Annotated in this window: 11 protein-coding genes and 1 pseudogene; 4 read left to right on the top strand and 8 right to left on the bottom strand. The window is 67.5% G+C overall.

Annotation, left to right across the window (positions count from 1 at the left end; translation table 11 throughout):
- Positions 1 to 4: 4 nt before the first annotated feature.
- Genes EJ913_RS05435 through EJ913_RS05420 form a run of 4 tightly spaced genes read right to left on the bottom strand, consistent with a single transcriptional unit; the run spans position 5 to position 3,990 of the window.
- Complete coding sequence (locus tag EJ913_RS05435; RefSeq protein WP_126995593.1) at positions 5 to 1,333, bottom strand: amidohydrolase family protein; 1,329 nt, start codon at positions 1,331 to 1,333, stop codon at positions 5 to 7.
- The gene (locus EJ913_RS05430; protein ID WP_126995591.1) at positions 1,330 to 2,112 is read right to left on the bottom strand and encodes an ABC transporter ATP-binding protein; all 783 of its coding nucleotides are present in this window, start codon (positions 2,110 to 2,112) and stop codon (positions 1,330 to 1,332) included. The genes EJ913_RS05435 and EJ913_RS05430 overlap by 4 nt, the downstream gene beginning before the upstream one ends.
- Positions 2,113 to 2,116: 4 nt before the next feature.
- On the bottom strand, positions 2,117 to 2,923 hold the full coding sequence (locus EJ913_RS05425) for an ABC transporter permease (RefSeq protein WP_126995589.1): 807 nt from the start codon (positions 2,921 to 2,923) through the stop codon (positions 2,117 to 2,119).
- 44 nt (positions 2,924 to 2,967) lie between these two features.
- On the bottom strand, positions 2,968 to 3,990 hold the full coding sequence (locus EJ913_RS05420) for an ABC transporter substrate-binding protein (RefSeq protein WP_126995587.1): 1,023 nt from the start codon (positions 3,988 to 3,990) through the stop codon (positions 2,968 to 2,970).
- A 224-nt stretch (positions 3,991 to 4,214) separates the two neighbouring features.
- On the opposite strand from EJ913_RS05420, the gene EJ913_RS05415 reads away from it, so the two are divergent.
- Positions 4,215 to 4,940: a GntR family transcriptional regulator gene (locus EJ913_RS05415; protein WP_126995585.1), complete on the top strand. Its 726-nt coding sequence runs from the start codon at positions 4,215 to 4,217 to the stop codon at positions 4,938 to 4,940.
- A gap of 206 nt (positions 4,941 to 5,146) precedes the next feature.
- On the opposite strand, the pseudogene EJ913_RS32940 reads toward EJ913_RS05415, so the two are convergent.
- Positions 5,147 to 5,491 (bottom strand): annotated as a pseudogene (locus tag EJ913_RS32940) (helix-turn-helix transcriptional regulator); the annotation flags it as partial.
- 251 nt (positions 5,492 to 5,742) lie between these two features.
- Between EJ913_RS32940 and EJ913_RS05405 the strand changes: the two are divergent.
- From EJ913_RS05405 to EJ913_RS05395, 3 genes are all read left to right on the top strand, one after another.
- Positions 5,743 to 5,961 (top strand): hypothetical protein, encoded by a 219-nt coding sequence (locus EJ913_RS05405; protein WP_126995583.1) that lies wholly within the window; start codon positions 5,743 to 5,745, stop codon positions 5,959 to 5,961.
- 30 nt (positions 5,962 to 5,991) lie between these two features.
- A complete protein-coding gene (locus EJ913_RS05400) occupies positions 5,992 to 6,438 on the top strand; it encodes a PAS domain-containing protein (RefSeq protein ID WP_126995581.1) in 447 nt (148 codons plus the stop codon).
- A gap of 243 nt (positions 6,439 to 6,681) precedes the next feature.
- Positions 6,682 to 9,126 carry a bifunctional diguanylate cyclase/phosphodiesterase gene (locus EJ913_RS05395; RefSeq protein WP_126995579.1) on the top strand — a complete coding sequence of 815 codons (2,445 nt, stop codon included), beginning with the start codon at positions 6,682 to 6,684 and terminating at the stop codon, positions 9,124 to 9,126.
- A gap of 264 nt (positions 9,127 to 9,390) precedes the next feature.
- Here EJ913_RS05395 and EJ913_RS05390 read toward each other — a convergent pair whose 3' ends face one another.
- From EJ913_RS05390 to EJ913_RS05380, 3 genes are all read right to left on the bottom strand, one after another.
- On the bottom strand, positions 9,391 to 10,317 hold the full coding sequence (locus EJ913_RS05390) for an ATP-binding protein (protein ID WP_126995577.1): 927 nt from the start codon (positions 10,315 to 10,317) through the stop codon (positions 9,391 to 9,393).
- Positions 10,318 to 10,353: 36 nt separating this feature from the next.
- Positions 10,354 to 11,019: a PAS domain S-box protein gene (locus EJ913_RS05385; RefSeq protein ID WP_126995575.1), complete on the bottom strand. Its 666-nt coding sequence runs from the start codon at positions 11,017 to 11,019 to the stop codon at positions 10,354 to 10,356.
- 133 nt (positions 11,020 to 11,152) lie between these two features.
- Positions 11,153 to 12,157: an SDR family oxidoreductase gene (locus EJ913_RS05380; RefSeq protein WP_126995573.1), complete on the bottom strand. Its 1,005-nt coding sequence runs from the start codon at positions 12,155 to 12,157 to the stop codon at positions 11,153 to 11,155.
- Positions 12,158 to 12,184 lie beyond the last annotated feature (27 nt).

The following is a 12,184-nucleotide window of genomic DNA, read 5'->3' as shown; positions in this document are numbered from 1 at the left end:
TGGGTCAGGCGCGCGCCCAGAGCGCGCGGGCGGCCTTGTCGGCCTCGATGCAGATCTGTTCCAGGTCGGCGCGGACGGGCCGGCCGTCCTCGACCAGGGTTTCGCCGTCCACCAGCACCATCTCGACGTCGCGGCCTTGGCCGGTGTGGACCAGCGTGCCGAGCGGGTTGACCAGCGGGCGCAGATGCGGGCGGCGGGTGTCGAAGACGACCAGATCGGCCTTCTTGCCGACCGCCAGCGTGCCGATTTCGTCGGCCATCCCGACCGCGCGGGCGCCGCCCAGCGTCGCCATGCGGAAGACGTCGGCCGGCTGCCAGTCGGCGGTGACGCCGCCCTGCTGGATGCGCGCGGTGGCGAGCGCCCAGCGCATCGCCTCCACCATGTCGCCGTGCTGGGTGTCGGTGCAGAGCGCCAGATTGACGCCGGCCGCCTTCAGCGCCGGGGTCGGCGCCAGCCGGCCGGAAGCGGCGTTGCATTTGGGCACATGCACGGCGTGGGCGCCGGCGCGGGCGAGGCGGGCGATGTCGGCCTCGTCGACGTAGAGGCAGTGGGTGGCGAGCAGCCGGTCGTTGAGCAGCCCGGTCTCCTCCAGCAGCGCCGCCGGGCTGAGTCCGGTCGCGGCCGTGATTCGCTCCACCTCGACCCGGCTTTGCGCCAGATGGGTGTTGACGCGCATGCCGCGCGCCGACGCCTCGGCGGCGATGGTCCGCAGGAAACCGGGGGAGCAGGTGTCGGGCGCGTGCGCCGCCATCTGCACCTGGATGCGGCCGTCCCGCGCGCCGTGCCAGCGGTCGTGCAGGTCGAGCGTCCGGCGCAGCAGATCCTCGCCGATGGCGGCGTCGAAGCGCCATTCGCCCTGGGCCACGCGCGAGAAATCCACGTCGTGGACCCGCCAGCCGGCGTGCACCCTCAGCCCCAGCTCCGCGATGGCGTCGAGCGTCGCCTCGGCGTGGACGAAGTGGTCGCAGACCAGGGTGGAGCCGGACAGCAGCGCCTCCACCGCGCCCAGCCGGGCCAGCGCGCGGGCTTCCTCCGGCGTGGCGTCGGTGCCCTTGGGGACGCCCGGCGTGTAGGACGGGGCGAAGCCGAGATCGGCGGCGACGCCGCGCACCATCACCAGCACGGCGTGGAGGTGGGCGTTGACGAAGCCGGGGGTGATCAGCCGGCCGGGCAGGTGCAGGGTCCGCCGCGCCTCGGGGCACGGCTCGCAGGCCGGGGCGAGGTGGACGATCCGCCCGTCGCGGATGCCGATGGCGGCGTCGTCGATCAGGCTGTTCGCCTCGCCGGTCAGGGCGATGGCGCCGGTCAGCAGAAGGTCGAGCGGGGCGTTCATGCGGCGGCGACCGCCCGCTGCTGCAGGCCCTCCTCGCGGATCAGGTTCAGGATGTGGCGCTTGTGGTCGTTGAAGCGCGGGCTGGTGATGTCGCGCGGGCGCGGCAGGTCGAGGCCGATCAGCTCGCGGACGCGGCCGGGGCGGCTGGTCAGCACGGCGACTTGGGTACCGAGCACCAGCGCCTCGTCGACGCTGTGGGTGACGAAGACGATGGTGCAACGCTGCTTCTGCCAAATGGCGACCAGCTCCTCCTGCATGTCCATCTTGGTCTGGGCGTCGAGCGCCGCGAAGGGCTCGTCCATCAGGATGACCTGCGGGTTCAGCAGCAGGGCGCGCGCGATGCCGACGCGCTGGCTCATGCCGCCCGACAGCTCCGCCGGGAAGTGGTTCTCGAAGCCCTGGAGCCCGACCATGTCGATGTACTCCTGCGCGGCGGCGCGGCGGTCGGCCTTGCGCCAGCCCTTCAGGCGCAGGTGGAAGGCGACGTTCTCCCACACCGGCAGCCAGGGCATCAGGTTGGCCTGCTGGAACACCATGCCGCGGTCGGCGCCGGGGCCGTCCACCGGCCTGCCGCCCACCGTCACGCTGCCGCCGGTCGGCGTCTCGAAGCCGGCGATCATGTTCAGCAGGGTGGACTTGCCGCAGCCCGACGATCCCAGCAGGCAGAGGAACTCGTTTTGCGCGACCGACAGGCTGACGTCGTCGATGGCCAGCAGGTCGCGCTTGCGCTTGGCGTCGCGGTAGATCTTGGTGATGTTCGTGAGTTCGATGGAGGCCATCGGGTCAGCCCTCCCGGCTTTGCAGGGTGGAGGCGCGCTGCCAGTGCAGGGCCGCCGACATCAGCAGCTTGATGAGGCCGTCGGTGGCGAAGCCCAGCAGGCCGATGCTGGCCATGGCGGCAAGCACGAGGTCGTAGCGCAGGAAGTAGTAGCTGTCCCACAGCACATACCCCAGGCCGCTTTTCACCGCGACCATCTCGGCCGTCACCGTCAGCATCCAGGCGGCGCCGATGCCGATGCGCAGGCCGGCGAAGATGCTGGGCAGCGCCGCCGGGAACACGACGTGGCGGAGAAGCTGCTGCTCGGTGGCGCCCATCATCGAGGCGGCGCGGATCAGGTTGCGGTCGGCCGTCTTCACGCCGTGGATGGTGTTCATCAGGATCGGGAAGAAGGCGCCGAGGAAGACCAGGAAGATCGCCGGCTTGTTGGCGATGCCGAACCAGATGATCGCCAGCGGAATCCAGGACACCGGCGGCACCGGCCGCAGCATCTGGATGGTCGGCTCGATGGTCCGCTCAACCCAGCGCCACCAGCCGATGGCGATGCCGAGCAGCACCGCGCTGGCCGCCGCGATGGCGTAGCCGGCGGCCACCCGCGTGGCGCTGGACAGCGCGTCGGCCAGCCAGCGCCCGCTGTTGGCCTGCGTCGTCTCGTCGTAGCCGAACACCCAGTCGCCCCAGCTGTGCAGCACCGCCGACGGGGCCGGCAGCAGCGCCGCTGGGAAGAGGCCGGACCGGGAGACGATCTCCCAGGCCACGAGGATGAAGAGGGGAACGACGGCGCGTTCCCAGGATTTCGACAAGGCCGTCATGGACCGGTTCCCTCTAGCGTCGGAGCAAGGCGCGGAGCGCGCGGTCAGAAGCCGAGTTCGCTCTTGGGCTTCCCGGTGACGGCTTCGAGGAAGCTGTAGTTCAGGTTCTTCTCGGCGTCGGCGGCGACGTCGCGGGTGATGTATTTCAGCTCCCGCATCATCGCGGCGATGGCGAGCGTGCTGTCCTTGTGGATGGCGTAGTCGGGCGCCGCGTTCTCCAGCGACTGGGCCGCGACGGCCTTGTCCATGCCGGTGTACTTGTTGATGGTGTCGACCCAGACGGTCCGGTCGGTCTTGAGCTTCTCGACCAGCGCCACCACCGAGGCGACCGTCGCCTCGACCGCCTTCGGGTGCTCCTTGATGACGTCGGAGCGGGTGACGATCAGGTTGGTCAGATTGCCGGCCGCCTGGTCGTAGGGCAGCGCGAAGCGGGTGCCGGCGCCGCTGTTGCGGATCTGCGAGGCGAAGGGCTCGACCGTGCAGATCAGGTCGATCTCGCCGCGCTGGAGGGCGGCGGCGTGGTCGGACGGGTTCGGGATGTTGATGAACTGGACGTCCTTGTTGACGTTGATGCCGTGCTTCTGGAAGGCGCCGCGCATGTGGATGTCCTGCGCGTTGCCGCGCGAGGCGGCGACGCGCAGCGGCTCGCCCTTGTCCTTGCGGGCGGCGATGAGCGCCTTCAGCCCGTCCCAATCCTCGGCCTTCAGGTCGATGCCCTTGGCGGCCATCACCTCCGATCCGCCGTTGACCTGACCCGACACCGCGACGACGTCGAAGCCCTTGTCGAGCGCGGTGATGTAGTGGAGGTAGGTGACCTGCGCCACGTCGATGCTCTTGGACACCAGCGCGGTCAGCACGTCGTTGCCGGAGTTGAAGTTGATCGCCTCGATCGCGACGCCCTTGGCCAGACCGGGGGTCAGGGCCATCGGCAGGCAATGGGCGCATTTGGCGAAGCCCAGCGTCACCTTTTCCGCGTCGGCGGCCTGTGCGGCCCCGGCGATGAGCGCGGCGGACAGGGTGAAAGCGGCAGCAGCGGCCGCGCCAAGCGTGAGGGACCGAAACGACATGGACGGAGGCTCCAGGTGCGGTTGCGTTTCCAAACCATCCGCAAGCCTTGTGCCAGATTGTATACAAAATGATGATTTTGATATTTATCAATATATTTAGTGCATTAGCATGATAAACTAGCCAGAGTTGATACCATTCGTTTCTTGCCTCGTTTTTGAGCGTATGGCATCTTTCGCGCATCGCTGCCCAATCCTTCGGCAAAATAGGCACCCTCGGATCGATTATGGACACAGCCAACGCAACAAAGGCCGCCATCGGGCCGATCCGCCGGGAAACGCTGCAGCACTCCGCCGTGGCGGAACTGCGCGCGATGATCCTGGCCGGGGAGCTTCCGCCGGGAAGCCGCGTGCCGGAAATGCAGCTCTGCGAGCAGCTCGGCGTCTCCCGCACGCCTCTGCGCGAGGCGTTGCGCATCCTGGCGTCGGAAAATCTGGTGGAGCTGCGCCCGCACCGGGGGGCGGTGGTGACGCCCATCGACCCGAACGAGATCGCCGCGATCTTCGAGGTGATGGAGGCGTTGGAAAGCCTTGCGGCCGGTTTGGCCTGCCGGAAGGGGACGGAGGCGGAGTTCGCCGAACTTGACGCGCTGCACGACCAACTCGTCGCACATTTCCAGACCGGCAACCGGCTGGCCTATTCGACGGTCAACCGCCGGGTCCACGCCGTCATCGTCGGCATGGCGCGCAACCCGGCGCTGGAAACGACCTACGCCGGTTTTGCCGCTCAAATCCTCCGCGCCCGTTCCCTGGCCAATTACGACGCGGACCGCTGGCAGGAATCACTGACCGAGCATGAGGGCTTCATGACGGCGCTGCGGCGGCGCGACGCGGCGGCGGCCGGGGCCCTGCTCGCCGAGCACAGCCGCCAAACCGCCAAGGCCGTCCTGCGCGCGCTTCGCGGCAATGGCGCCGGCAGTGGCAGCGGCGATGCCGCGAGCGGAGCGGCCTGACGGACGAACGGACCGTCAGGCCCGCCTGTTCGCCAGGCATTGCGCCGGGTTTGGCGGAAACCCTGTTTTTGAGAGGATGGTTTGTCATGACGAAACGACTTGACGTCGAATGTCCGTGAGGGCCCCACCAAACCGTTCGTGATCACGTCCCCGAATAACTCCCGGTATGAAGACGCATCGTCCCGAAGGCTGGCGAAACGGGAGGGAGTGACGCCGAAATGGCGTCGGAACATCGCAGTGAAGGCGCTGGGGCTGTCATAGCCCAGGTTGAGCGCCACCGTCGTGACCGGGGTGCCGGTTGTCAGCATCTCCGCCACCTGGAACAGGCGAAGCCGCTGACGCCACGCCGGGAAGCTCATCCCCGTCGCATCCCGGCAGATCCGCTTGAAGGAAGATCGCCAGCACCGCTCAGACCTACAATGCCCTGGCCGACCCTGGTGAACCTGAGGCTCTGATCGATGATGCGAAGTGCTACGCGCTGGTGCGCCAGCATCGCTGGCCGGACGCGGGCGTCCACATCGGCGGCCTCCGGCAGTGGAGTTCTCTGTCAACAGCCGATGCCTCAAACCATCACCCCGTCAGCGCGGCTTTCGAAACGGGCTATGAAATCATGAACACGGAAAGCCGCCGCACCCTTTGGAATCTCCGATGGCATCCATCGAATAGTTTCTCTTTTCAATTAGCATGAATACATTAAATTTCAGCAAGTATTTGCATTTGGTCGCGCCACCGGAATTCAACAAACCCCTTAAAGAATTCGATATCTTCCCCTTGCTCTTCATGGAATGAAAGGAAATCGGGCATGACGGATCATGCGCTCGACGATACCAACGCCGCTCTTGACGAAAACACGGACACGCAGGCCCACGCCCCGGAATCGCCCTGGGTTGTCTTCCCCGGTTTGACATTGCTGCTGATCATGCCTTTCGGCATCCTCGTCCATCCGGAATGGCTGGCGTATCTTGCCGAGTTCGGCACGTTCGTCATGTTCTGCCTGATCATCCGGATGCTTCGGCCGTAACGGCGTCATTGATCGGAAAAGGACTCGATCATGGAACCACCATTTCCGGCGCTGTCGGGCGCCGACCTGGATCGTCTCGGCGCCGCGTTGCTGCGCAGCGCCGCCGACGCCATCGTCTATTCCGGCAAGGATGGCCGGATCGGTTTTTGGAACGAGGGCGCCGAACGACTCTTCGGCTTCACCGCATCCGAGGCGGTCGGCCAATCGCTCGACCTGATCATCCCCGAACGCCAGCGCGCGCGCCATTGGGAGGGCTACGACGCCGTGATGGCGACCGGCGAGAGCCGTTATGGAAAGGGCGACACGCTGTCCGTCCCGGCCCTGCACAAGGATGGCCGCCGCATCTCCGTCGAATTCACCATCGTCCCGGTCCACGACGAAAACGGCGCCATGGCCGGCATGGCTGCGGTCTTGCGCGACGTGACCGCGCGCTTCGAGGAGATGAAGGCGTTGCGTCGGCAATTGTCGGGACGCTGACGCCGACGGCCGGTTCCTCCACATCCGTCGTGTCGCAAAATGCGTGGCTTTCCTCTGTCAGTTTGCGACCAGACCGCGTCCCCTCCCTCCCAAGCCCCCGGCAATCCGCTCCTTTCTGCCTCGGCACCGTTGGTACACGGATTGCTGTGGGGAACGGGCTCACCATCGATGCGGATGGGGGTTCGTCATGCGAAACCGGTCGGGCCCTCCGCGCGGCGCGACGGATCGGGGATGGAACGGACGATGACGAGCAGTACCGGCGACAGGGGTTTCGCCATGGCGGAGCGCAAGGGGAGCTGGGGGCTAAACGGCCTGATCGTGGCCTTTGCCGCCCTCATCCTGGCCGCTCTGTGGGCCACGACGCTGAACCAGATCGCCCATGACCGGATGGTGACCAAGGCCGCCGCCCGCCAGCAGGCGGCCGATCTCGCCCGCGCCTTCGACGCCCGGCTCGCCGAGCGGATCGAACGGATCGACCATGGGCTGAAACACATCCGGCGCGAGATGGCGGGCGGCCCCGGCCTGGTGCCCGGCCGACTGGCCGAATTCGCCAAGGTGGTGACCGACAGCGCCCTGATTCAGATCGCGGTGTTCGACGCGCAGGGGCGGCTGGTCGATTCGACGCTGCCCCACGCCAAGGGCGACAATTTCAGCGACCGCGACTACTACCTCGCGCACCGCAACCCGTCGGCCGGCGGGGCGGAGGACCGGCTGCTGATCGGCAGACCGGCGCTCGGCCGGATATCCCAACGCTGGACGCTGCATTTCTCGCGGCGCATCGAAAGCGCGGAGGACGGGTTCCTCGGCGTGCTGATGATCGCCATTGATCCCTTCGCCTTTTCCCATCTCGCTGACGATCTGCCGATCGGCGAGGAAGGCGCGGTCTCGATCGTCGGCAGCGACCGCGCGATCCGCATGATCCACACCCGCCGCGACGATCCGCTGCGCCGAGGCTGGATCGGCCGGGAGCTTCCAGGCGACCGGCCGCAATTCGATCCCACCCGGCCGACCGCCGACGTGGTGCGCCTCCACAGCACCATCGACGCGCGCCCCTTCATGGTCGCCTACCGGTGGATGGACAACCAACCGCTGATCGTCCTCGTCCACCTCTCCGAAACCGAGATCTTCGGTCGGGTGAACGAGCGCGCGGAGTTCCTCCTGACCGCCGTGACCGGCATGTCGGGGATCATCCTGCTGTTCGCCGCCGGTCTGGCGGTGCTGGGCCGACGCCAGCACCGTGCCCGGCTCGATCTGGCCGCCGCGAACCACCTGCTGCGCGAGAACGAGCGCGTGCTCGAACAGCGCGTCGCCGAACGCACCGTCGCGTTGGAGCGGTCGAACCGGCATGTCCACACGCTGGCCTATCACGACACACTGACCGGGCTGCCCAACCGCACCCTCTTCGCCGACCGGGCCGCGCATGCCTTGCGCGGCGGGGCACGGGACGCGCGCAAGCTGGCGATCCTGTTCCTCGACCTCGACCAGTTCAAGACGGTCAACGACACGCTGGGCCACCCGGTCGGCGACGAGCTGCTGGTCGCGGTGGCCGGCCGCATCCGGCAGGCGGTCCGCCCCGCCGACACCGTGGCGCGGATGGGAGGCGACGAATTCGTCGTGATCGCCGAGGGGATCGCCAGCGCCAACGACGCCGCCCACGTGGCGGAGCGGATCATGGCGGCGGTCGGCACCCCGCTGTCGCTCGGCGGGCGCCCATTGAACATCAGCCTGTCGATCGGGATCGCGGTGTTTCCCGACGACGGCGGCGATGTCCCGACCCTTCTGAAGAACGCCGACACGGCGATGTACGCCGCCAAGACGGCGGGGCGCAACACCGCGCGCTTCTTCAGCGCGGCGATGTCGATGGCGGCCGAGCAGCGGCTGGGGATGGAACTTGCCCTGCGCCGCGCCCTGGAGCGGCAGGAGTTCACGCTGGTCTATCAGCCGAAGATCGCGCTCGCCAGCGGACGGCTGTGCGGGGTCGAGGCGTTGCTGCGCTGGAGGCATCCGGAGCGTGGCTGGGTCCCGCCGGCGGAGTTCATCCCCTTCGCAGAGGAGATCGGCCTGATCGAGCAGCTCGGCGCCTGGGTGCTCGACCAAGCCTGCCGGGCGATCGCCGGCTGGGACGACACACGCTTCGGTCCGCTGAGCATCGCGGTCAACGTGGCTGCCGCGCAGGTCAACCGCGGCGATCTGGCGGCGGTGGTGGACGGGTTGACCCGCCAGCACCGGATCGATCCCGGCCGGCTGGAGATCGAGGTGACCGAGACGGCGGTGATCGCCGACACCGACCGGGCGCTGGCCACCTTGAACCGGCTGCGGTCGCTGGGGGTGGCGGTGGCACTGGACGATTTCGGAACGGGTTATTCCAGCCTGATGTACCTGCGCCGGCTCGACATCGACACGATCAAGATCGACCGCTCCTTCCTCATGAACGCCCATGTCGACAGCCGCGACGGCGAGATCGTCCGGCTGATCATCCGCATGGCGCAGACTTTGCATCTGTCCGTCGTCGCCGAGGGCGTCGAAACCGAGGAGCATGTCGCGTTCCTGAAGGACGCTGGCTGCGACATGATCCAGGGCTATCTCGTCGCCCGGCCCATGCCGCTGGCCGACCTGCAGGACTGGATCGCCGCCGGCCACAGCGCCGGCTCACGCCCGCCGCCGAAGCTCACGCTCGTCAGCCGGTAGCCGCCTCTCGCTTCGCGGCTCCAGACGGGGCGGGCCAAGAGCATTGCCCCAATGACGATCTCGCCGCTCACTTCCGTGACGAACAGATCGGCATTGCGTCGGATCAGAAGCGGCCGGACAATGGAAGGGCGTTGAGCATCGGGCGTTTTCTCTCTTTGATCGAAACACAATGGAGAAGACAACGGAAACGGGCGTCAACGAGATCCGTCGAGTGCGACTTTTTGAGCTTCACCCAAGAAAAATCCACGCCCGATGCCGCTTGGATCAGCGACCGTTCGGCCATTTCCTACGGGCCAACTCCTCTTGGAAGATCTTGGTCAAAGCCTCGATCTGGTAAGGCTTGGACAACACCGGCACCCCCTCCAGCCCAATGTGGTCCTCGCTATAGCCGGTGGTCAGCACCACCGCCAGAGCGGGCAACCGGAGCCGTACCGTTCGCGCCAAGGCGATCCCATCGACCGAGCCCGGCATCACCACGTCGCTGAACAGAAGGTCCACCTCCTCCCCGCCCTCAAGGCACCGCAGCGCCTCCTCGCCGCTGGTGGCGCGGAGAACCCGGTACCCGAGATCCTCCAGCGCCGCCATGACCACCGGCGCCACCACCGGGTCGTCCTCCACCAGCAGGATCCGGGCGCCGTCTCCATCGACGACCGCCGGCCGCCGGTCGTCCTCACCGGCCGCCAGGGCCGCTTCCGCCCGCGGAAGCAGCAGCGCCACCGTGGCGCCACGGTCCAGCACACTCTCCACCGTGGCGCCGCCACCCGATTGCTGACAAAAACCGTAAACCTGGGACAGGCCGAGCCCGGTCCCCCGCCCCAACCCCTTCGTGGTGAAGAAGGGTTCGAACACCCGGTTCAGAGCCTCCGGCGCGATGCCCCGGCCATCGTCCTGGACCCACACCCGCACGAAGGCCCCGTGCAAGCCCCCCTCGCCCCTACGCTCGATGTTGCTGGCGCCGATCACCACTCGGCCGTCCGCCGGGATGGCGTCGCGGGCGTTGGTGGCAAGGTTCAGCACCGCCAGTTCGAACTGCACCGGGTCGGCCATCGCCGGCCACAGATCGGGCTCCAGGTCGAACTCCAGCCGGATGTCGGCACGCAGCGCCCGGTCCAGGAAAGAACGCATGCCGAGCAGTTGGTCGCGCACGTCGAAAGCCTCCGGCTGCAGGCTCTGACGGCGCGAAAAAGCCATCAGTTGACGGATCACGCGGGTGCCACGGTCGACCGCCTACCGGCCGGAATCGAGGATCTCCTGCACCCCGGCAACGTGGCCGGCGCGCTTTCCCACCAGTTGGAGGCAACCGGACATCGCCTGCAGCAGGTTGTTGAAGTCGTGCGCCATGCCGCCGGTCAGATGGCCCACCGCCTCCATCTTCTGGGACTGGAACAGCGCTTGGCGCGTCTCCTCCAGGGCCTCCTGCGTGCGGCGGCGCTCCGTGATGTCACGCGTCACCTTGGCGAAACCGATCAGGGTGCCGCCGTCGTCGCGGATCGGATCGATGACGACGTTTGCCCAGAACCGGGTGCCGTCCTTGCGGATTCGCCAGCCTTCGGCCTCGAACTTTCCCTCCGCCAGGGCGGTGGCAAGCGCACGTTGCGGCACCCCGGCCTTCTGATCGTCCACGCTGTAGAAAAGCGAAAAAGACTGTCCGATGATCTCGTCGGCGCGGTATCCCTTGAAACGTTCCGCGCCGGAATTCCAACTGCTGACAATCCCTTGCGGGTCGAGCAGGTAGATGGCGTAATCCCGCACGCTTTCCACAAGCATCTGGAAACGCCGCTCTCCGGAGACGATTTCAGGAATCGAGCCGGCCGGCAACACCTCAACCACGACAACACCCGCACCACGCCCCATGATGGACCGATACTCGGGCGCGGAGGAACGCCGGGTCAATCACTCAATCCGCATAATCGGGAAACGCCAGCGCCAAGCGCCTGGGCGCAGACCATGAACCGGGATCGGAACTCTGGAGGGCGTGGATTGTGAGCGTCCCGGCGGACCGCTCATCCAAGAGGCAGGGCCGCCCTCACCGCGCCGAGCGGGCGTTGCGCAGGAGATAGCCCAGGCCGCCGGCCAGGAGCAGGCCCGTCATCAACGCGACTCCGCGCACCGCCCCCGCGTCGGACGCCAGCCTCAGGCGGTGGCGCGGTTGCCCGAAACGACCGGACGTGCGATGCAGCCCCTCCACCGGCTGGAACAGATTGTCCGGCCGGCCGGGCGGTTCGCGCTCGTCCGTTTCCTGCCCTTCCACGGCGGTGCGGGCGAGGTAACGGTCCCCGATGCCCGGCAGAAGGGCGTCGCCGAGGATCGCCTCGACCGCGGTCGCACCCAGCCAATATTCGCGCTTCGGATGCTCGGCCGCGTGCAGAATGGCCTGGGCCACATCCTCGGGCTGAAAGATCTTTCCCATCGGCCGGGCACGTCGCGGCATGTGGCTCCGCGCCCATTCGAACTGGGGCGTGTTGACGGCGGGCAACTGCACCATGGTGATCCGCACTCGGCTGCCGTCCCGCAGCAGTTCGGAGCGCAAGCTGTCGACGAAACCCATGATGGCATGCTTCGCGCCGCAATAGGCCGCCTGGAGGGGGATCGAGCGGTAGGCGAGGGCGGAGCCGACCTGCACGATCGTGCCTTGGTCGCGGGCGCGCATCGAGCGCAGAGCGGTTTGAACACCGTAGGCCGAACCGAGATAGGTCACTTCGGTGACCCGCCGCAACTCCTCCGGGGTCAAGGCCGACACCGGCCCGAAGACGGTCACCATGGCGCTGTTGACCCACACGTCGATCGGACCGAACGCGTCCTCGACACGACCGGCGGCGGTGGACAGGGAATCGGCATCGGCAACGTCCAGGGGCAGCACCAGCCCTCGGCCGCCCAGCCGTTCGACTTCGTGCCGCACCTCTTCGAGCGCGTCGCGAGACCGCGCGATCAGTCCGATGGAAGCTTGACGCCGCGCCGCGAAGGCCAGGGCCGTGGCGCGGCCGACGCCCGCTGAGGCCCCCGTGATGCAGACGACCGGACCTGATCTCATGCTGTGTGGCCTTGGCGCGGGAAACAA

Source organism: Azospirillum doebereinerae, from assembly GCF_003989665.1.
Lineage (GTDB): Bacteria > Pseudomonadota > Alphaproteobacteria > Azospirillales > Azospirillaceae > Azospirillum > Azospirillum doebereinerae.
This window is presented reverse-complemented; position numbering and strand designations above follow the sequence as displayed.